The 20,718-nt window shown below is 35.1% G+C and carries 20 protein-coding genes; 4 read left to right on the top strand and 16 right to left on the bottom strand.

Annotation, left to right across the window (positions count from 1 at the left end):
- Positions 1–49: 49 nt before the first annotated feature.
- From FD50_RS05320 to FD50_RS05255, 14 genes are all read right to left on the bottom strand, one after another.
- Positions 50–760 (bottom strand): transaldolase, encoded by a 711-nt coding sequence (locus FD50_RS05320; protein ID WP_056960698.1) that lies wholly within the window; start codon positions 758–760, stop codon positions 50–52.
- On the bottom strand, positions 753–2,792 hold the full coding sequence (tkt, locus tag FD50_RS05315) for a transketolase (protein ID WP_056960697.1): 2,040 nt from the start codon (positions 2,790–2,792) through the stop codon (positions 753–755). Before tkt ends, FD50_RS05320 begins: the two co-directional genes overlap by 8 nt.
- Before the next feature lie 70 nt (positions 2,793–2,862).
- Entirely contained in the window at positions 2,863–3,579 is a 717-nt protein-coding gene (alsE, locus tag FD50_RS05310) for a D-allulose 6-phosphate 3-epimerase (protein WP_056960696.1), read from the bottom strand.
- Positions 3,580–3,604: 25 nt separating this feature from the next.
- On the bottom strand, positions 3,605–4,717 hold the full coding sequence (locus FD50_RS05305; protein WP_056960695.1) for a PTS fructose transporter subunit IIC: 1,113 nt from the start codon (positions 4,715–4,717) through the stop codon (positions 3,605–3,607).
- A 5-nt stretch (positions 4,718–4,722) separates the two neighbouring features.
- On the bottom strand, positions 4,723–5,061 hold the full coding sequence (locus FD50_RS05300; RefSeq protein WP_056960694.1) for a PTS fructose transporter subunit IIB: 339 nt from the start codon (positions 5,059–5,061) through the stop codon (positions 4,723–4,725).
- 20 nt (positions 5,062–5,081) lie between these two features.
- Positions 5,082–5,543, bottom strand: a complete 462-nt coding sequence (locus FD50_RS05295) for a fructose PTS transporter subunit IIA (RefSeq protein WP_056960693.1) — start codon at positions 5,541–5,543, stop codon at positions 5,082–5,084.
- An 18-nt stretch (positions 5,544–5,561) separates the two neighbouring features.
- Complete coding sequence (locus FD50_RS05290; protein WP_054757580.1) at positions 5,562–5,981, bottom strand: PTS sugar transporter subunit IIA; 420 nt, start codon at positions 5,979–5,981, stop codon at positions 5,562–5,564.
- Positions 5,978–7,474 carry a BglG family transcription antiterminator gene (locus FD50_RS05285; protein ID WP_054757579.1) on the bottom strand — a complete coding sequence of 499 codons (1,497 nt, stop codon included), beginning with the start codon at positions 7,472–7,474 and terminating at the stop codon, positions 5,978–5,980. Before FD50_RS05285 ends, FD50_RS05290 begins: the two co-directional genes overlap by 4 nt.
- Before the next feature lie 282 nt (positions 7,475–7,756).
- Entirely contained in the window at positions 7,757–8,371 is a 615-nt protein-coding gene (locus FD50_RS05280) for a P-loop nucleotide/nucleoside kinase family protein (RefSeq protein ID WP_056960692.1), read from the bottom strand.
- 34 nt (positions 8,372–8,405) lie between these two features.
- On the bottom strand, positions 8,406–9,266 hold the full coding sequence (locus FD50_RS05275) for a class II fructose-bisphosphate aldolase (protein WP_056960691.1): 861 nt from the start codon (positions 9,264–9,266) through the stop codon (positions 8,406–8,408).
- 22 nt (positions 9,267–9,288) lie between these two features.
- Positions 9,289–9,678 (bottom strand): hypothetical protein, encoded by a 390-nt coding sequence (locus tag FD50_RS05270; RefSeq protein ID WP_054757577.1) that lies wholly within the window; start codon positions 9,676–9,678, stop codon positions 9,289–9,291.
- 33 nt (positions 9,679–9,711) lie between these two features.
- Positions 9,712–10,995, bottom strand: a complete 1,284-nt coding sequence (locus tag FD50_RS05265) for a PTS sugar transporter subunit IIC (RefSeq protein ID WP_056960690.1) — start codon at positions 10,993–10,995, stop codon at positions 9,712–9,714.
- A gap of 32 nt (positions 10,996–11,027) precedes the next feature.
- Positions 11,028–11,330, bottom strand: coding sequence for a PTS sugar transporter subunit IIB (locus tag FD50_RS05260; protein ID WP_054757576.1), 303 nt, complete (start codon positions 11,328–11,330; stop codon positions 11,028–11,030).
- 21 nt (positions 11,331–11,351) lie between these two features.
- Positions 11,352–13,448, bottom strand: coding sequence for a BglG family transcription antiterminator (locus FD50_RS05255; RefSeq protein ID WP_056960689.1), 2,097 nt, complete (start codon positions 13,446–13,448; stop codon positions 11,352–11,354).
- Between the two features lie 402 nt (positions 13,449–13,850).
- Here FD50_RS05255 and FD50_RS05250 point away from each other — a divergent pair, with 402 nt between their 5' ends.
- Positions 13,851–14,909, top strand: coding sequence for a type I restriction endonuclease (locus tag FD50_RS05250; RefSeq protein WP_056960688.1), 1,059 nt, complete (start codon positions 13,851–13,853; stop codon positions 14,907–14,909).
- 120 nt (positions 14,910–15,029) lie between these two features.
- Here the strand turns inward: FD50_RS05250 and FD50_RS05245 are convergent, their stop codons facing one another.
- Both FD50_RS05245 and FD50_RS05240 read right to left on the bottom strand, forming a co-directional pair.
- Positions 15,030–15,953 carry a GH25 family lysozyme gene (locus tag FD50_RS05245; RefSeq protein WP_056960687.1) on the bottom strand — a complete coding sequence of 308 codons (924 nt, stop codon included), beginning with the start codon at positions 15,951–15,953 and terminating at the stop codon, positions 15,030–15,032.
- 158 nt (positions 15,954–16,111) lie between these two features.
- The gene (locus FD50_RS05240) at positions 16,112–17,092 is read right to left on the bottom strand and encodes a LacI family DNA-binding transcriptional regulator (protein ID WP_056960686.1); all 981 of its coding nucleotides are present in this window, start codon (positions 17,090–17,092) and stop codon (positions 16,112–16,114) included.
- A 212-nt stretch (positions 17,093–17,304) separates the two neighbouring features.
- On the opposite strand from FD50_RS05240, the gene FD50_RS05235 reads away from it, so the two are divergent.
- Genes FD50_RS05235 through FD50_RS05225 form a run of 3 tightly spaced genes read left to right on the top strand, consistent with a single transcriptional unit; the run spans position 17,305 to position 20,687 of the window.
- Positions 17,305–18,690: an SLC45 family MFS transporter gene (locus FD50_RS05235; RefSeq protein WP_056960685.1), complete on the top strand. Its 1,386-nt coding sequence runs from the start codon at positions 17,305–17,307 to the stop codon at positions 18,688–18,690.
- 16 nt (positions 18,691–18,706) lie between these two features.
- Positions 18,707–20,377: a glycoside hydrolase family 13 protein gene (locus FD50_RS05230; RefSeq protein WP_082610434.1), complete on the top strand. Its 1,671-nt coding sequence runs from the start codon at positions 18,707–18,709 to the stop codon at positions 20,375–20,377.
- Between the two features lie 34 nt (positions 20,378–20,411).
- Positions 20,412–20,687, top strand: a complete 276-nt coding sequence (locus FD50_RS05225; RefSeq protein WP_056960683.1) for a SemiSWEET family transporter — start codon at positions 20,412–20,414, stop codon at positions 20,685–20,687.
- Positions 20,688–20,718: the final 31 nt, after the last annotated feature.

Below are 20,718 nucleotides of genomic sequence, written 5' to 3'. Positions count from 1 at the left end.
CACTGAATTCGATCAGCACTTTAAACTAAATCTAACTTTGGATTATCTATTAGAGAATGCTTAATCCAGAAGCTTTAATATCCTTTTCAAAACCTAACACAGTATCCATCGAAACCTGCTGTGCGGATTTCCCAATCTGACTTAATTTTGCAATAATTGTTGGTGGGACTGTAATGATATCCACACCCAGTTTCTGTGCCTGAAAAACATTAGCAACCTCTCTTGTACTCGCCCATAGTAATTCAGCTTCTGGATGTTGCTTAACTGCAGCCACACTTTGTTGGACAAATTCTGTCGGATCATTTCCAGCATCTGCTATTCTACCCACAAAAATTGAAATGATGTTTTGAGTTTCTGGTGCAAAGGCAGTTAGCGCCTCTTTGACTTGTGCCATAGTTGTAATAGCTGTTATATTAAGTGAAATTCCTTTATTGGAAAGTTTCTGAATAAGCGGTGCAGTGCTTTTACCAGAAATTGTGATTATTGGAATCTTCACATAAACATTTTTGCCTAGCAAATGCAATAATTCGGCTTCCTGTAACATCGTTGCTTCATCATTGCTAAAAACCTCAAATGAGATTGAATATTTTGGAAACTCAGCAACCACTTTCCTGGCAAAAGACTGATAATCTGTAATCCCAGCTTTTTTCATCAGCGAGGGATTTGTAGTAAAACCTGAGACAAACTCATTTTTAGCAACTGTGCGCATATCTTTAATGTCCGCACCATCGGAATAAATCTTAATTTTTACATTAGTCATTAATGCTGCCTCCTTGAGATACATAGTTACGTTTTAAATGTTTTTCAAATAACTGCACGACATTGTCAACTGTGAAACCATAATGGTTAATGATTTCAGTGCCGTCACCGCTGGCACCAAATCTGTCAATTCCTAGTGCCAATCCTTTTCTGCCAACATACCTTTCCCAGCCCAAAGTAGCTCCCATTTCTAGTGACATTCTAGCATCAACAGCGTTGGGAAGGACTGACTCTTGATAACTTTGACTCTGGTGTTCAAATAATTCAAAAGAAGGCATCGACACAACTGAAACATCAATCTCATTTTCTAATAATTTTGACTGTGCCGCGAGGGCAAGCTGAACTTCCGAGCCTGTTGCAATTAAGATCCCCGCCGGAATCGCTTTTTGACTATGTGAGATAACATACGCTCCTCGCTTAACACCTTCAGCAGCTAAGCGATCTGTGCCAGGTAAAACTGGTAAATTTTGTCGTGAAAGAACCAGTACAGTCGGAGTTTTTTTAGATGCTAAAGCAACTTTCCAAGCCCCAATTACTTCGTTGGCATCTGCTGGTCGAATTACATTAACATTTGGAATCGCCCGCATGTTCATCAGATGCTCTATTGGTTCATGGGTAGGTCCATCTTCTCCAACCGCAATCGAATCATGTGTAAAAACATAGGTTACAGGCAATCCTTGTAAAGCGGACAACCGTAAAGCTCCTCTAAGATAATCGGAAAAGACGAAGAACGTGCTTCCATAAACTTTGCTACCTCCATGAAGAGCAATTCCATTTAGAACTGCAGCTTGCCCAAACTCACGTACACCAAACCAAATATTGCGACCGCGTGGATTCTCAGGTTCAAAAGCCTGACTATCTTCAGCATCAGTCTTATTTGATGAGAATAAATCTGCTGAACCTCCCCAAAAGTGAGGATTACATTTTGAGATAGCAGAAATAACTTTATGACCCGTAGCACGACTAGCTTCAGTAAGTTGTTGCTCAGCAGTATACACTGGAACTTTTTGAGACCATTCTTCGTTGACTTCATTGGCAAAACTTGTACGGAATTGATGTGCTAGCTCTGGGTATTCTTTCTGATACTTATCAAAGACTGCTTGCCATTTCTGGTAATGAACTTCTCCATTTTTTACAACTAACTCGCGAAAACGACTATAAACTTCTGCTGGAATTTCAAAGGGTGCATAGCTCCAATGATAGAATTTACGAGCAACTGCAACACTTTCTTTTCCTAAAGGATTACCGTGAACTTTATTCGTACCTTGTTTTGGTGCTCCATAACCAATTATTGTCTTAATTTCAATGATTGTCGGCTGCTGCGTGTTTTCCTTAGCCTCACTAAGTGCTTGATCAATACTTTCAAGTTTATTACCATCAGCAACTTTTAAATATTGCCAACCATAGCCTTTAAATCTCTTTTGAATGTCCTCATCAAATGCCATGTCAGTCGGACCGTCCAAAGAAATGTTATTTGAATCATACAAGACAATTAATTTCCCTAAATTTAAATGTCCAGCTAAACTAGCAACCTCATGTGAAATTCCTTCCATTAAATCGCCATCACTAACTAAACTGTAGGTATAATGATCAATGATTTTAAACTTTGGCTTGTTATACATTGCAGCTAAATGTTTTTCTGCCATTGCCATTCCGACAGCCATCCCTAGGCCCTGTCCCAATGGTCCTGTTGTAGCTTCAACACCATCAGTTAATCCGTATTCTGGATGTCCTGGGGTAACACTTCCCTCTTTTCTAAAATGCTGTAAAGAATCAAGTGAGACTTGGTATCCGGATAGATGGAGTAAGCTATATAGCATCGCCGAACCATGCCCTGCAGATAATACGAAACGATCGCGATCTAACCACTTTGAATTCTTCGGATCAATCTTAAGATGTCTAGTCCATAAAGTATATGCCATCGGAGCAGCTCCTAATGGCAACCCAGGATGACCAGAGTTAGCGTTTTCAACTGTATCGATACTCAACATTCGAATTGCGTTAACTGATAATTTATCGGTTTTATCAAACATAATTAATTCCCTCTTAAATGGTTTATTTTTATAATGAAAAAATATTGGTAAGCTCACACATTTTTAGCGTTTAACTGTTCGTAGCATTTGCACTGTTACTAAAGAATAATCCGGTCGATTCTTCATACTCTTTAATCATTTGATTCCAGCAATCTTCAATATTGTCAGCTAATCCAAATAGTCCACTACGACCAATAATATAAATATCCGGTTTAACATCTGCAAGCATTTTCCAGTGTTTTAAATTAGTAGAACCATCAATTTCAATACTGTACTTATAATTGTTATTTTCGCGTAATCTACGTAATTCAACAATTTTATTAAGACAAATTTTTAAGAATCTTTGACCTGCAAAACCTGGATCGACAGTCATAACAGTTACTTTATCGAGAAGATCAATATATGGTAATAACGTTTCAATTGATGTTTCTGGGTTTAAAACCACACCAACTTTTAGTCCCGCTTCATGAATTTGGTCTATTAAGCGAAAGGCAACTCCATTTATCACTTCAGCATGCATACAAATCATTTCACATTTACTTGCAATTAATTGTTGAACCCAAAATGATGGATTTGTAACCATTAAATGAGCTGACATTGGTACATCAGATATTTTTCGCACCTGCTCAATGAACCACGGAGATAACGTAATGTTTGGCACAAAGTGACCATCCATTATATCTATATGGTAGAAACTAACCTTACCATTTAAAAATTTAATTTGTTCCTTAAAATGATCTAGATCCATTGTCATTAGTGATGGTGACACTTGAATACTTTCTGTCATTCTGCAATCGCTCCCTTCTTATCAGCTACATAACTTGAATATCATCCAAATTAATATCTTCTTCTGTTACTTGTTTTTGATTTTCTGTTGCATCCGCTGGAATATCCTTTTTAATCAATGCATAGACAATTCCTGTTACAATGACGTTAGCCATAATTGCTAGAAGGCCTACCCACCAATTCCTGCCCATCGTTGGCAACATCAGAAATCCGCCAAATGGGACTGTTGCGCCTTCTCCTTGTGTCATGGACATTAAGATTGCACCTTCACACATTCCACCAAGGCCCGCAGCAAAAATTCCACGAACAATGTCGTTCATTACAATTGGAATAGATCCCTCAACAATGTTAACCACACCCATCGGAACAGTTGACTTCAGTGTTTCAATTTCTTCGTGCGTGTAAATATTTTTACGCAATGCTTTAGCAACTAGAAAAGCGAATCCAAAACCAATCGGTGTAGCAGTATTTGTAAGTTGCAAGGCTGTAACTGGACCATTAATTCCTTGCGCCTGCAATGTTAATGCAAAAGCAAAAACTGTTTTATTAATCGGCCCTCCAAAATCAACAATACTTAAAACACCTAAAACTGCTCCAAATAATAAATTAGAAGTACCATTCAAACTTTTTAGTAACCCTGTTAACCATTCTGTAAACCAGGATACTGGTGTTCCAACAATGTATACCATAATTAATCCACTCACCAAGGAAGCTAAAAAGGGGACAATCAAAGTCGGCATTAATCCTTTTGCCCAACTAGGCACCTTAAAATATTTTAAAATTGCAAAGGCTAGCCAACCAGCTATATAACCTCCAATAATTCCTCCAATAAAACCTGCACTAATTGAATTTGCAGCTAATCCAGTTACAAATCCAGGTGCAATCCCAGGCTTTCCTGCAATAGAGAAAGCAATTCCCGTTGCAATAATCACTGGTAATAATCCCAATGCGTTACCACCAAGAGTTGCCATAGCTTGAAATAAGTTAAATTTCCCAATTACTAACGAATCTTGGCTTTTCCCGCCTAGTGCCATACCGATTGCAATAATAAATCCTGCACCACAAACAATTGGAATTAAATATGAAATAGCTGTTAGTAGATGCCCTTTAAAATTTGCCTTTTTTAAAAAAGCTTTCATTAGTATTACCCCCTAGCTTTACCATTCAAAATTTGTTTGCCAGCAATTTCATGAAGCTTAGCAATTAACTTATTTGGAGATTTAATAGCTGTTTCAGTTGAGACCTTAACCTTTTTCTTATTCTCAAAGCGTTCTTCACCGGATATCTTGACATCAATCGCCAAAATTACAATATCAGCTTCCTTGATATCATTAGCCGATAATTTATTCTCGATCCCAATCGTTCCTTGAGTTTCAATTTTTATTTCATCACCTAGTTTTTTTGCCGCATCTTCCATTTTTTGTTGCGCTAGATAGGTATGAGCTATCCCAACCGTGCATGCTGATACTCCAACAATTTTCATATTTAATTCCTCCAGTATCTTTATTCATCAAAAGCTTTAATAACATCATCAACTGTCTTAGAATTTAACAAAGAATCAATTACCTCACTTTTACCTAATTTGCGAGCGAATAATGACAATGTATGCAAATGTTTTTTTGCCCCTTCACTGTCATTACCAACATCAAAAAGAACGACCACTTTAGCACCAGTATCATCTAATGATTCCCATTTAATTTCGTGCTCTAAAATCGCAATGGCTACCCCACTTCTTTTCACAGTAGTACTTTTACCATGCGGAATAGCTACACCATTGCCAATCCCCGTTGCACCTTCTCCTTCTCTTTCGTAAACAGCTTCAACAAATTCATCAATAGAATCAATATAATTTTGCTCAAAAAATTTTTTTGCTAGCTCTTTGATAACGTCATATTTCGTATCCGCTTTCAAATCAGTAATGATTGTCTTTCGATCTAAAATGCTCCCTAAAGATGTTGGACTCATAACAAACTCTCCTTCTGCTTATAGTATTTTTTGAATCTCTTTTTGACTGCCATGACTAAATATCTCCATTTTTTTATCATCTGCCAATTTAATATAGAAATATTTAAGCATTTTTAAATCTGCTACTGGACATTTTTCGGGTACTATAGTAAAAATAAAACGTTCAACTTGAGAATCCTTTTGCCAATCTGTCAGTGTATTCTGCAATTTCACAAAAATTAAAGCAGCCTCTCGAATAGCATAGCTTTTTAGATGCGGTATCGCTAAATTCGGCGCAATTAGCGTACTCCCCAAAATTTCACGTTTATTAATTGCAATAATTGCCTCTTTTTGATCTTTAATCAAACCGTGCTTTACTAAATAGTCAGTTATTGCCTCAAGCAAAGATGCCTTGTTTAAAACAGTAAACGAGGGTTCCCACAGAATTATTTTTTTCACTGAGTCATCATTTCCCTTCGAATATGATCAACCTCCTGTTCTAAACATTCCTGGTCTTTCATTGTAAACATTGCGCTAACTACTAAATTTGGTATTTCAATATTACTTGGTAATTTTATCGTTGAAACTACCAAATCAACTTCAGGATGTTTTTCAACTTCAACATTTAGAACTCTTCCAGCGACTAGCTTCACGATATTCAGTTCTGAAAACCTTTTTTCAATTTTGGCCCTTAATAACTGTGCAGTCCCAAATCCGGTTGTACAAACCACCATAATATTAATTGGCGGTCGCATGTTCTCTGCAGCCTGTGCAAAATAAACAGTTATAAAACCAACTTCATTCTCATCTATTGGGTTCAATAAGTACTTTTTTGTTAAATAAGCACTCGCATTTTTAACTACTTCGAATAACCGTGGATACTCAAGCTTTATTTGTTCCAACAAATTGTTTTTCACCTTAATATTATTGGTTAACCTATTTAACAGTGGTTTCATGTGCTTAGCTAAACTAGTAAAAAGTTTTTGATTATTGATGTGCATGTACTGTTGGTTTTCTGTCACTTTTTTGATTAGACAATTTGTAATTTCCCGTACTTGTTTTGAAATCTCATTTCTGTCTATCCGTATATTATCTACTCGAGAAGAAGTCAAATATTGATAAAGGTAATAAATCTCAATTTTGGGTAACTGAGTATTCAAATAAGTATTTAAATTGCAAATCACCTCTTTACAAAGTTTTGTTTCCTTGGAATGTTGCCGTAATTTTGCTTTCTCATCAAGCTGCAATTCAAATTTTTTCCCAATTAAAGAACCTACATTATGATATCGTTCGATTAAAATATATAAGTGAGAGAATAAATTCACATTATACGGATATGGTATCTCCGAATTCATTTGCTCTTCTATTAACCTCAATTGGCGCATAACAAAAGATACATCTTGTTGCTGTATAAGCTGATTAGATTGTAGGAAGTGACTAATACTAATAACGTCATCAGTGACCAGTAAATCATTAATAGCTCTTCGAATCTCTGTTTCCTTCCCTTCAATCCAAATATATTCGTTACGCCGTTTTAACTGTAGATTATACTTATGCAACATTTTTCGTAAAATTTTCAAATCGGATGAAATTACAGAATCACTGACATAAAACTTTCCAAAAACACTGCTTAATTGATGTTTCTGCGGTGCAGCAACCAAGAGGCGTTTAAGGATTGCAGCGCGTCTCTCAACTGATGTTAGATGACTTACGTTGACAAATTTTTTCACTTGAGTACTTTGTTCAAGATAGTTCTGATAATTTAACCGGTAGCCACGTCCCTTCTTTGACTCTATAATTGGTCTATTTACAGATTGACTATTTATTCGTTTTGCTGTTCGAGAAATAGTCTTGATAGAAACATTCAACACGGCAGACAATTCAGATCCTGAGCTGAAATCACGATGCTTCAACAAATAATTAATTAGAGCTTGTCTATATTCAATAGTCATTGCCATGCTCCTTTCTACAATTTATATTGTAACAAGCATTAAAGATAACGCTTACATATTTTTGTCCTTTAGCAAAGGACATTTTCAAAAACTATGCACTACCTTTTAACAAAATTTGATAAACCTTAGCAATAGAATCAATTAATAAAATAAAAATGGCCTGACTCTGCTAAAGCTTCTGAGAACAGGCCTATCTAAAAATATAAACTTTCCAAGCTTTCCTCTTTTACTTACTTTCTTACTTCATCTCCACAGTCTACCTCTATCAGAATTTTTTTTAGATCATTGTCTGTCATCAACAAATAATGCAATTTTGTTTAATAAGTCATTATAGTCTATTTTCCTGTAATCATTAACATTAAGTGTAATTAAAGTTCCAAGATGGAAAGTTTCATATCCGCGTTCATGTATTCGTTTAGAAAAATATTCAAAAGATGGTAAATTATCTAATGCAGATTCATCACGTCGATCACCTAAATGATAATGACTTACTAAGTGTCCTAGGTGTCTTGAATGATCCAAGTCACGCAATTTTTGTCTTTCGTACAAAACACATTCTTTAGCTTCAAGCCGAATAGTAAGGACATTGTAATCGTATTTCTTAACTAATTCCACCAAACATGGACGTTGTTTATAGCTAAAGGGATAGTCGCCTAGTAACGGTTTATTTAAGTTCATTAACATTTTGATCGCATCATAAAAACGTTGCCGAGCTATTTCATCTAATAAATTTTTTTGCGCAACATTGTCAAATCCAATTTCATCATAAATATGCTCTTTAAAAAGATCTAGGGGGATTAAGTTCAATCTAGGAAAAGCTTTTTTTATAATTTTGCTGGTATAACTTTTACCTGTCCCATTGGCTCCAGCAAGTAAAATTAGTATATGATTTCTCATCAAGAGTAACCACCTCTCATTGCCCTCTCAACAGTTACACCATTACATTCATTTTTGTATCTTTATTCAAAAACAGCTTTGATTTATGCAAAACGATGTCATAAATTGCCTTATTACAGGGAACAATATTATTACGTAAAGACTGGTTAACCTCCGTCTTGCCAAAATATCTTTGTGCAGTTCTAGTCCAAGTAACCAATAGCTCTGTTCCAACATTGAATTTACGAATTCCATTATTAGTTAATCGATGATAATCATTTTCACTAACACCTGTCCCACCATGGATAACTAAAGGTGTATTAATCTTAGAATGTAGTTTCTCAATCAAATCCCAATTTAATTGTGTTTTCGATTTGAATTGCCCATGATGAGTTCCTACGCCGACGGCTAATGCATCCACATCAACCTTTTGTAAAAAAAGCACTGCTTGTTCTGGATCCGTGTATTTTCCTTCAGCTACTGTTACTCCCTCCTCTGTCCCTCCAATTGTTCCAATCTCACACTCGACTGAAACATTTCTAGCATGTGCATAATCAACAACGCGAAGTGATTTTTCCATATTCTCTTTGAACAATAGTGAGGAACCATCAAACATAACAGAACTATAACCGGAGTCAATTGCTTCTTTAATGTCATCAAAAGTTTTTGCATGGTCCAAATGAAGATCAACATCAACTAACAAATCTTCAGCCATGGATTTACACAGTGCAACAAGAGTTTTCATGCCAATATATTGAGCAGTCCCAGCACTCGTTTGAATAATTATAGGAGCTCCTGCATCCTTGGCAGCACGAATCATATCTGGTACCATTTCTAGATTGTGTGCATTAAACGCCCCAACTGTAGAATTCAGATTTTGAGCCTCAGTTAAGATTGTTTTTAAATTTTTGTACATATAAAAATTCCTCCTTTATTTTTCAAAACTTTGAACGCATTATATGTTTTGACATTTTCAAAAGTTCTTCTGTTTTAGTTACCCATTTTTGAATCTCCACATCTTTACCATTTTTAGCAGCCTCTTTGCGTTTAATCTCGTAAAGATTCAGCAAACTATTATAGGTTGTACCAAAATGTTCATTATTCTCCAAACTAGCCTCAAATGCTGCAATAGCAGCATCTTTTTGATTTAACTTAATATATGCATTACCAAGTTCTTCATAAAGCAAATATTTTTTACCATCCTCAGTCTTTTTTATTTTGTTTTTCAAATCATCAACATGTACTTCTAATTCGTGCTCCTCTTTTCTTGTGATTTGTTGAGTAGCTTCTTTTTTTAATGGCTTTTTTTTCTTGCCAAATCCAAACATGAGCTTCACTCCTTTGCAATTAAAACTTTACAATCAGATGGCTTTCAAAATCGGTGCAAAGACAAAAGCATACATCAAACACGCCGTAATTGTATCAGAATCAGTTGCTGAGGCATTAACAAAACCTAGAGTAGTAAGTGCCGTAACTAATAAAGCTGGTAATAGAGTAATAAACAACCCATGTATAACTCCACCAATAATCGCACCTCGACGTCCCCCAACAACATTTCCAAAAATACCAGCGGTCCCCCCTGCAAAAAAGTTTGTCAACATTCCAGGTAAGATAACTGCCAATCCAAATATAGGTATCAAAAACATCCCAATAACAGTGCCGATAGTAGTAGTCACAAACCCAAGTATTACTGCGTTTGGAGAATATGGAAACAAAACCGGACAATCTAATGCAGGTTTAGCATCTGGCACTAATTTCATTGCAATTCCACGAAATGCAGGCACAATTTCACCTAACAACAAACGAACTCCCGCAAGTAAAACATAAACACCTACGACAAACTGAATACCTTGCATAAACCCTGTGACAATGTAGTTCGTACTACCATTTGCCGCATACTTTGGTCCAGCAAAGGCGGCTGTAATCATATATAGTGGCACCATAATAACAGCAACAGATAGATAGGTATCTTGAAGAAATTCCATTGATTTTGGTAATTTTATATCTTCAATAGAGTGTTTTTCTTTTGCTCTTTCCCCAAAAATATATGCTGCACCAGCTTCTACTAAGTATCCCACTGTACAAAAATGCCCCAAAGCAATTGCATCATTACCAGTAATCTTTCTAACAAAAGGTTGCGCAAGTGCTGGCATAGCCACTGCAAAAATTCCTCCAATGATACTCCCTGAAAGAACAATCAACCAATTATTAAAACCACAGATCTTGCCGCCAACAACAGTCATAGTCGCCATCCATAAAAGTGCTTGTCCAGTTAAAAAAATATATTTCCAAGGTGAAAATCGGGCAATTAAAATATTAACTATAAAGATGCCTAAAAAGGTAAAAGCAATTTCATTTCCAAGACCCAAAGTATTCATTGCCTGCCCATTAATGGCCTCAATACTTGGAACTACCCCTTTCAGATGAAACCCGTGTTGAAAAATCTTTCCAAAATAAGTTAAACTACCAACAATAATTGTTGATCCAGCAGATAAAACCTGAAATCCAAGCAAAGTTTTAAATGTACCAGCCAATACAGATCCTGCTGATTTTTTCTGAAGTACCAATCCTAACAAAGCAATTAGTGCAATAATAATTGCCGATTGCGTTAAGATATTATTGATAATAAAATTAATAATTGTCATATTCCCCGCCTCCTATTTTAGATTTGTTATAATTAACTTGGAAAATTTTCAATTATTGGTATTAATTTTTCCTCAATTTCGTTTGAATCGACAATGTTATGCAAAAAAACAAATTTAGTATGTGGGTCCATCTCAAATTTTTCAAATTGAGTCTTAAAATTATCCGCCGATACAATAATATCAGCTTGCAAACCTGGTGCTGAAGAAATCGCCTCATGTTCAAGCTTCTCCTCCATTCCTAATTTTGCTAAAACATCTTCTGCAACCATCTGACTCGCAAGCGAACTTCCTAGACCCGCTCCACAAATAAAATATATTTTAAGTTTCTGTTGCATATTAGATCATTCTCCTTTCCTTCAATTACTGTTTTCATCAAATAATGTTTCCTTAAACTTACTAATGCTTGATATTGAAGATAATTTTTTGATTTTATTTTGGTTATTGATTAATTTTACAATTGACTTCATTACATTCAAATGTGAGTAATTATCTATTGCAGCTAGGCAAAAGATAATTTGAACAGGATCGTTTTCTGAATTGCCAAAATTAATTGGCTTTTTCAATGTCGTTATGGATATTCCCAATTTTTCTACGCCATCCGTCGGTCGTGCGTGTGCAAGTGCGATAGAGGGTCCGATGACAATATAAGGACCATAACGTTCAACAGACTCAAGCATCGCTTCTACGTATGAAGGTTTAATAAACCCTTCTCTTAACAGCGGTTGTGCTGAAATTCGAATCGCCGCTTCCCAATTTTCTGCGGTTAATTGAAGTTGAATTTGAGTATCGCTAATAAGATCTTTAAGCATAGGCTGAACTTTCCTTTCATTAATGGATAAATGATTAACGTGAAAAATATATTGAAGATTAGAAACAAATTTTTTTTCAATTTCGATGTTGCTGTTTTTCAAAAAATCTAAAATATCACTAAATAAACGTGTTGAATCTAATGCTTTCTTTTCATATTTCAACCTTTTTGAATTTTTTTTCAGGAATTTTTTTATGATCATAAAATCCGTTTCTGTCAATATAGGATTAAGCTTAATATTAGGAATATCAGTTATTTCAACATCTATCGTTTTAAATACCACACTCACTGGTATTGTTTTTAATACACTAATTTCGTTTACACTTAAAACAGCAACCACCTCTACTTTGAAATGCTCTTCAAGTTTGGCAGCTAATAACCTTCCAGTTGCCATCCCATAATTGCAAACAATGGCAACTTGATATTTATAAATCTGATCTTGCTCCACTTCAGTTTGTGCCGTAGAAAAATAAATTACCAAATACCCTATTTCATCCTCAGATAGTGTCACGTGGTACTCATCTTTGGTAGCAGAAAAAAAATCTGCCACAGCCCTAAACACTTCCAAATAACTTTCCTTAACTGTTTCTTTTAACGGATTTGCTACTCTTATTCTTTGATCTAATCTCCGTAACATACTTTCAACATGCCGGTAAACTCTTTCAAAGAGACTCTCATTTTGAGAAAATGGGAATTCGAGCCTTTTTTCTACCCATTCAATTAATGCTATAGAGATAATTTGTGCTTTCCCCCAATTATCAAGCATCTTAATATCTGCATTTTCAAAACAATTAACTACAAAAACTAGGTACGCTTTTTCTGATTTTACTTCAATTTCTAATCCAAAATATTTAATTATTTCATTAACATATCTTGTGGACTTTGAACATATTGGCATGTTTCTTAAATTATTATCATTACTAACATAATGGCAATTTTTTACCCGAGTTACCCAAATCAAAGTTAAGATTAATACTTGTTGTAAATAATTATCATTTGCAACTAAATTGTTTCCTGGAAAAATACTAATTATTTTTTCTTTAATGAATAGAACATCTTCAATCAAGAAAACCCTTCGTATTTGATTTATAAGAAGGTTGCCCCCAATTAATTTGCTAGTTAATATAGTCGAGATACCAGGTTGACTATTTAATAAATCACTTAAAACTAATCTGATTGCACGTTCACTTCCAGTAATCTGTGCTCCAGATTTCAAACTTGTTGTCAACTGTAAGTGATAACGTTGCAACTTTCTTCTTAAAAAACGCATGTCTTTATCCATCGAACTTTTACTAACTTTAAGCTGTCTTTGAACATCAACGATAAAAACAGGATCTCTCGCAGTTAGAAAAACTAACGCCAGATATAATATTCTTTGTTGAGGACTAAGATATATCTTGTCATCACCCTTAAGTACATACTGTTCTCCTATATATTGAATTTGCTTTTTGGTTAAATTGTTTTCTATTGTCCCATGCTTAACTAAAAATTCTGGAAAACCGCTATCCAACAACAAAGCATTAAGTTCTCTCACCTCATTTCTGATTGTCTTAGAAGTTACAGTCAAGCGACTCGTCAATTCATTAACAAAACTTTTATCTGAACTCATCAATATATTTAATAAATCTATCAACCGTTCACGCATCTTGCCTCACTCCTTAGCTATATAATATTTAACCGCTTACATTTTGAAAAGTGTATCATGTTTCTGTACTACTAATGAAATTCATACACGCCTTTTTTATTGGTAACTAGCTTGAAGACTTTTAAACTAACTATACTCAAAATCGCGTTCAGCAGAACGTACAAAATTTAATTTCTTAATTTTTATTGTTATATATCTTATAAAATGTCATAGAACTTTATTATATTGAAAATCGAAACTATGTAGTAACAACTAAAGTTGATATTAATTGACTTTCACCAGTGATTGATTAAATAATATAGAGAATCAATGATAACTAGACATCTATTGGAAGCTAAGCAAAATTTTATAATCATTAAAAGTTGAGCTGATTAATTAGCTCATATTTAAGGGGAGTTTAAAATGGAAAAAGATCAATTTATTTCAAACTTGAAAAATATTACAAAAAGGGTAATGCAACTAAAAGATACTTTAAAAACTGAAGAAGCTACAAAAACATCACTTATTATGCCCTTTTTTCAAGCACTTGGTTACGATGTGTTTAATCCTATGGAATTTGTTCCAGAATTTATTGCTGACTTTGGGATCAAAAAGGGAGAAAAAGTTGATTATGCAATTGTTATTAATGAAAAATTACAAATGCTGATTGAAGCAAAAGGCGTAAACGAACTATTAACAAAACATGATTCTCAATTGTTTAGATATTTTGGCACAACAGATGTCAAATTTTCAATTCTAACAAATGGAGAAATCTATGAATTCTTCACAGACTTAGAAAAACCTAATAAAATGGATGCTACTCCTTTCTTAACAGTCAATTTATCAAAATTACGTGAAGCACAGATAAATGAATTATTTAAATTTACAAAGGATAACTTCGATGTTGAGAAAATTACAAGTACTGCATCTGAGCTAAAATATGTCAATCAAGTAAAGGAGTACATTGATAAAGAACAACAAAAACCAAGTGTTGACTTTACTAAATACATAATGGGGAAAGTTTACGAAGGACGAAAAACAGAAAATGCTATAGATGAATTCAAACCAATTATTTCTAAAGCTATCGCGCAATTTATAACTGAAAAAGTAAATGACAAGTTAAGCAGTGCTTTAAATACCTCAGTTACACTAAAAGACGATCCAGATACTGAAAACAAACAAAAATCTAATTCTGATAATATTGAAACAACTCCGGAAGAAATTGAAGCTTATGCAACTGTTAAAATAATACTAAAAGATGTCGTAGAACCAACTCGCTTGACTTATAGAGATAATCTTTCATATTTCAATGTACTTTTAGATGACAATATTAGAAAGTGGATACTGCGTGTTTTTTTTACAAATGCACATAATTTCATTGTATTAAATAACAAAACTAATACTAAATTAGATTTTTCAGTTCCAACAGACTTAGTACAATACGCAGAACAGATAACTAATGTTGTAAAGGAAAAATTGTAATTTATAACCGAAATATCCATATCTCAAGTTATGAAAAAGGTCCAACAATAAACTTAATTTCTAAGTTTATTGTTGGACCTAAATTTTAACTGCTATCTTTAATTTTTCATCAGAAGTATCCTATGACTCTTCAAATTCACCCCAGCAACTAGTCCGCCTACCAGCTACTTCTTCACCACTTGCCAAGTAGCCAAACTTGCCAGCTGATCGCGGTTGACGCAACCAAACGAAACCATCATGCATTGAATATGCATCATAATTGATCACTGAATTGCTTGGTAAAAGTGCGATTACAGAACTAGTGGTTTTGGCACCCCAGCGCAATTTAATGGCGGTTTTCGTCGTAAATATTCCGGTTTCTGTAGTCCACTTATCGCCAAGGTCATCGCTGAAACTGGTATTTTGGACAGCAGGTGTTACTGGTTTTGCGCTAGTCAGCGCCTTAGAATAGAAACCATTAAAGTCATAACTCATATCAATCTGCAGACCTGCAATTTCAAAGCTATTCGTGTATTGCCATAAGCCCACATCTGCCACTCCAGGAGCAGTTACACCGTAATTAGCAACCCAGAGATTCTTAGCCAACAACTTACTGGGGTCCAAACGCCCACTCCAAAACCAGCTTGCCATTGAATAAAGATCGACATGTGGATATCCGGCTGCCTTAACTGCCTGCAAAAACGTATTGGCGTCAGCAGTAGCCCAGTTGGCATTTTGCTGGTCCTCAATATCAAGCACCATTACAGAAGCTGGAGTGACTTTTAGAGCTTGTGCGTGCTGCACAAACCAAGCAGCTTCAGCACTTGCATCCTGACTTCCCTTGAACTTAGCATAATGATATGCATGAACTAACAGACCTGCGGCACGTGCATGTGCTAATTGGGCAGCAGCTTTAGGATTAACGTAGGCACTGCCGTTTGCACTACCTTCCGTCAATTTGACAATTACTGCGCGGACATTTTGGGCAGCTAAGGCTTTAAAAAAAGACAAAGTGTCTGGTTGATAGCTTGCAACGTCAGCAACTAACTCGTAATCTTTGGTCATAAAAGAACCTCCTCTTATTAATCAAGCTAATATGCTATAAAACGTATTATCCTTGCAGTATGTCAAATTATTTTTAATGGCTATCACTTAAAAATCAACTTTGGGGTAAGTAACAGCAGTAAAAATCTTATGTCTAACTCACTAATCTAAAGATCTTTTTACAGTTTTTTTGTCGTGGAACGCTGTACTAGTTTAAATGGGACAAGTACATTTTGCTTGTTATTTTGAAATTCAGTAACTGCTATTTTTCCCATAAGGGCAAAGTTCTGTGTAATACTGGTCAATTGCGGTCTACTACGCGTACAGATTTCAGTTCCATCAATACTAACAATTGAAAAATCTGCAGGAACAGTATCTCCTAGATCATGGAGACCATTCAAAAGACCGAGCGAAACCTCGTCACTTACACCAATGATTGCGGAAACGTTTTTCTTTTCATGAAAATACGCCGCACTTTCAATCCCCGAGTCATAACTGAAGTTTCCAGGTGACAACCAATCCGTTTGAAATTTTATCTTAGCCTCTCCTAGAGCCTTCAGATATCCTTTGTACCTTAAGCGTGCAACATAATCTTGCATAATATCGCTGCCAGCCATTCCAATTTTTTTATATCCAGCTCTAATCAAACTTTTTGTTGCCTGATACCCCATCAGGAAATCATTTGAGGATACAAAGTAAATATCCTTATCTGTAGAAGTTCCCACCAATTTAGTATTAATTTTTACTTGTTTTAACATATTAATTACTTCACTAGTTGGTTGCAGTGAAATCAACAACAACGCATTAACCCGACGTTCTATCATATTACGCACTGTTTTTAATAATTTTTTAGGATCATTCCTTTTTGTGGCCATTAAAATAATATCCAGCCCATGTTCATCTGCTTCAGCCATTACCCCATTAATGACAATATTGTTAAAGTTCGTCTTCGAATTAGTGTAAATCACACCAATTGTCTTGTTGTTTTTTTGTGCCAAATCGGCTGCCGAACGATCTTTATAGTAACCTATATCTTTAGCAATTTTTTTTACCCGTGCTGCAGTTTCTTCACTATATCTACCAGTTTTGTTTAAAATTCTTGAAACAGACGCTGATGAAATTCCAGCTAGTTTAGCAATATCTGCAATTTTGACTGGCACCTTAACCCTCTCCCACTTTTTTTATTAATTATGTATGTACATAAAGTACAACAAATATAACTATTATAAAAGTCTTGACACTTTCAAGAAAACGTTTACAATGAACTTGAAAGTTGAGTAAGCGCTTACGCAAATTTCAAGTTCATTGTTGGAGGTGTAATCGATTTGCCGAAAGAGTTATTTAGACTTTCGACCTAATAATCGGAATAACTATGGAAAGAATAAATAAAATTGAAGTTCTAAATAAAAGTAGTCGGAGCAATACCTTTTTATGGAATATGAACATTGGTTTTTTTGGTGTACAAATGGCTTTTGCTTTACAATCTGCTAATATGTCAAGAATCTTTCAAACAATCGGAGCGAACCCTAATGACATTGGCTATTTCTGGCTGGCCGCGCCCATTGCAGGGATGTTCGTTCAACCAATTGTAGGTGCCATCTCTGATCGAACATGGACCAGCTTTGGAAGAAGGCTCCCTTGGCTCTATGTTGGGGGGCTGGTTTCTATAATTGTGCTTATTTTGATGCCAAATGCCGGTAATCTTGGATTAGGCTATGGAACCAGAACATCCATGTTGTTTGGAGTTCTTTCTCTTTTATTTTTAGATGTCTCATCCAATATGGCAATGCAACCTTTCAAAATGCTTAGTGGCGACATGGTGAATGAAAAACAAAAGGAAAAATCATATTCTATTATGACTTTTGTTTTAAATATGGGTCAAGTCGTTGCCTCAATCTTCCCAATGATTTTAACAATGATTGGCATTTCTAATGTTGCTTCTAAAGGAGTAATTCCCAATACTGTAAAATTTACTTTTTATTTTGCAGCCCTAACCTTATTCATCTGCTGTATCTATTCTTTTTTTAAAGTACATGAGTTACCCCCAAAAGAATATGCGAAGTTTCACCACATATCTGAGGACCAAACAAACGGTCAGCACAATATTTTCCAACTGCTGCGTACAGCCCCAAAAGCTTTTTGGACAGCAGGAATTGTCCAATTATTTTACTGGGCAGCTTATATGTATATGACCACTTACGCTACAGGAGGCATAGCAGAAAAAGTCTGGAAAACTACTAACGTGAGTTCAACTGGCTTTCAAGCCGCCGGCAACTGGTTCGGATTTCTTAGTGCAATTTCGGCAGTTGTGGGTGCAATTTGGCCACTTGCTATCGCTAAGTTTCCACAGCAACAAAGACCATTATGGGCTTTTTCACTTTTTATGGGTGGGCTCGGATTAGGCTCTGTCTCTCTGGTAACAAATAAATATGTTTTGATTCTTTCCTTCATTGCGTTTGGCCTGGCTTGGGGAGCTAATACCGTTATTCCCTTTACAATCGTGACCAATGCATTAGATGGAAATAATATTGGAACTTATCTAGGACTCTTTAACTGTACTATTTGTATTCCACAGATTCTTGCAAATCTCGTTGGCGGAACTCTAATCTTACAATTTTCCAGCAATCACGGAGTTGGTGCCCAACATATCATGATGTTGATCGCTGGAATTTTACTGATTCTGTCTGCTATTAGTGTTTTATTTGTAAAAGAGACATACGGTGAATTAGAAAAAATAAAAATTAATAATAAAAATTAAAGGAGCAACTAAAATTATGGAAAAATGGTGGAAGAATGCAGTTGTTTATCAAATTTATCCAGCGAGTTTTCAAGATAGTAACGGCGATGGCATTGGAGATCTTAACGGGATTATTTCGCGTCTTGATTATATAAAGAAGCTTGGAGTAGATATAATTTGGCTAAATCCCATCTATAAATCCCCTAATGTAGACAATGGTTATGATGTCAGTGACTATCAAGACATTCAACCCATATTCGGCGATCTGAAAATTTTTAATAATCTTTTAAAGCAAGCACATCAACACAAAATTAAAGTTGTGATGGATTTAGTCGTTAATCATAGTTCTAATCAACAAAAATGGTTCGTTGAATCTCGAAAATCAAAAAATAATCCTTACCATGATTATTATATCTGGAAAGACGGTGATCCAAAAAAGTTACCAAATAACTGGGGTTCCTACTTCAGTGGACCAGCCTGGACCTATGATAAAGAAATCCAGCAATATTATATGCACCTATTTGCTAAAGAACAGCCCGAGCTGAACTGGAAAAATCCTCAGATGCGTAAAGATGTCTATCGTCTAATGCGTTGGTGGTTCGATAAAGGAATTGACGGATTTAGGATGGATTCTATTAGCTTGCTGGACAAACCAGATAACTATCCAGATGCTCCCAACCCTGCAAATGCAACTTATGCTGATGCCCAACCCATTGTTGCTGATGGTAAAAGATTGGGAAATTACTTAAAAGAGATGAACAAGGAAGTTCTTTCCAAATATAATGTAGTTTCAATTGGTGAAATGATTGGGTCAAATGTAAAAGATGCCCTTGAATACACAGGGCGTAATAATCATGAATTAGACATGATCTTTCAATTCGAACACGTCACCTTAACTCCAAATAAAGACAAACGACTCGGTAAATGGAATGATATTCCTGTAAATTTAGTTGATCTTAAAAATTCTCTCTCAAAATGGCAAAATGGTTTAAATAAACAAGGCTGGAATAGTCTTTATTGGAATAATCATGATCAACCACGGGCAGTTTCACGCTTTGGTAACGATTCTCCTGAATATCGAGAGCTTTCTGCAAAAATGTTAGCAACTACTCTTCATATGTTGAAAGGAACTCCTTATATTTATCAAGGTGAAGAACTTGGCATGACCAATAACCATTTTAAAACCATGGCTGATTATCGAGACTTGGAAACACTTAATGCATATGATGAGTTAGTCAACAAAGAAAAGATTGTTTCTAAAGAAAAAATGATGAGCTACTTTGCTAATATGTCTCGCGATAATGCACGCACTCCTATGCAATGGAACAATTCAAAAAATGCCGGTTTTACAACCGGAACTCCATGGATTGAGGTAAATGAAAATAAAGCTCAGATTAATGCCGCTGCACAAATCAATGATCCTAACTCAGTCTTCAGTTATTATCAAAAACTAATTCAATTAAGACACAAATCCTCACTAATAGTTTATGGTGATTATTTGGAACTCGATCCTAATGATGATAAAGTTTTTGCATTCAAAAGAACATATAAAAAGCAAGAATTGTTGGTAATTATTAACTTTACCGCTGAAGAACTCACTCGTGACTATAATCAAAAAAATGCTGACTCTTTAGTTATCGGAAATTACTCAGACGATGAAATAACTCTGATTCGCCCTTATGAAGCAAAAGTTTACTTATTCAATTAACTTTAAGATCTCATGTTAAGAGAAGGAAACGCTTATGAATAAAACAAAGAGGATAAAAAAGCTCAGCTTAGTGGGCAAAACTGCAACAGTCGCATGTTTAATAATGTATTTTTCCTACATTGAACAAATTATTGCTAATCTGACTTCAAAACCGGTGCCTTCAATTCAGCCTCTTTTTGCCGCTATTAATGCCTTTCTTTGGGTTACTTATGGATTTTTAAAAGACAAAAAAGATCTACCAATTATTATTGCAAACCTTCCAGGTGTAATCTTAGGTTTAATAACCTTCTTGACCTCTATTGTTAAATAATATGCAAAGACCACCTAAATTTTAACTAAGG

This window comes from Liquorilactobacillus satsumensis DSM 16230 = JCM 12392 (assembly GCF_001435195.1).
GTDB classification, from domain to species: domain Bacteria; phylum Bacillota; class Bacilli; order Lactobacillales; family Lactobacillaceae; genus Liquorilactobacillus; species Liquorilactobacillus satsumensis.
Note: the sequence above shows the minus strand (reverse complement) of the source record. Positions and strands in the feature narration are given on the sequence as shown.

Bases quoted from the DNA above. Each gene is read 5' to 3' on its own strand.
- FD50_RS05320 (WP_056960698.1), bottom strand. From the start codon at position 760: ATGACTAATGTAAAAATTAAGATTTATTCCGATGGTGCGGACATTAAA.
- tkt (WP_056960697.1), bottom strand. From the start codon at position 2,792: ATGTTTGATAAAACCGATAAATTATCAGTTAACGCAATTCGAATGTTG.
- alsE (WP_056960696.1), bottom strand. From the start codon at position 3,579: ATGACAGAAAGTATTCAAGTGTCACCATCACTAATGACAATGGATCTA.
- FD50_RS05305 (WP_056960695.1), bottom strand. From the start codon at position 4,717: ATGAAAGCTTTTTTAAAAAAGGCAAATTTTAAAGGGCATCTACTAACA.
- FD50_RS05300 (WP_056960694.1), bottom strand. From the start codon at position 5,061: ATGAAAATTGTTGGAGTATCAGCATGCACGGTTGGGATAGCTCATACC.
- FD50_RS05295 (WP_056960693.1), bottom strand. From the start codon at position 5,543: ATGAGTCCAACATCTTTAGGGAGCATTTTAGATCGAAAGACAATCATT.
- FD50_RS05285 (WP_054757579.1), bottom strand. From the start codon at position 7,474: ATGACTATTGAATATAGACAAGCTCTAATTAATTATTTGTTGAAGCAT.
- FD50_RS05280 (WP_056960692.1), bottom strand. From the start codon at position 8,371: ATGAGAAATCATATACTAATTTTACTTGCTGGAGCCAATGGGACAGGT.
- FD50_RS05275 (WP_056960691.1), bottom strand. From the start codon at position 9,266: ATGTACAAAAATTTAAAAACAATCTTAACTGAGGCTCAAAATCTGAAT.
- FD50_RS05270 (WP_054757577.1), bottom strand. From the start codon at position 9,678: ATGTTTGGATTTGGCAAGAAAAAAAAGCCATTAAAAAAAGAAGCTACT.
- FD50_RS05265 (WP_056960690.1), bottom strand. From the start codon at position 10,995: ATGACAATTATTAATTTTATTATCAATAATATCTTAACGCAATCGGCA.
- FD50_RS05260 (WP_054757576.1), bottom strand. From the start codon at position 11,330: ATGCAACAGAAACTTAAAATATATTTTATTTGTGGAGCGGGTCTAGGA.
- FD50_RS05255 (WP_056960689.1), bottom strand. From the start codon at position 13,448: ATGCGTGAACGGTTGATAGATTTATTAAATATATTGATGAGTTCAGAT.
- FD50_RS05250 (WP_056960688.1), top strand. From the start codon at position 13,851: ATGGAAAAAGATCAATTTATTTCAAACTTGAAAAATATTACAAAAAGG.
- FD50_RS05245 (WP_056960687.1), bottom strand. From the start codon at position 15,953: ATGACCAAAGATTACGAGTTAGTTGCTGACGTTGCAAGCTATCAACCA.
- FD50_RS05235 (WP_056960685.1), top strand. From the start codon at position 17,305: ATGGAAAGAATAAATAAAATTGAAGTTCTAAATAAAAGTAGTCGGAGC.
- FD50_RS05230 (WP_082610434.1), top strand. From the start codon at position 18,707: ATGGAAAAATGGTGGAAGAATGCAGTTGTTTATCAAATTTATCCAGCG.
- FD50_RS05225 (WP_056960683.1), top strand. From the start codon at position 20,412: ATGAATAAAACAAAGAGGATAAAAAAGCTCAGCTTAGTGGGCAAAACT.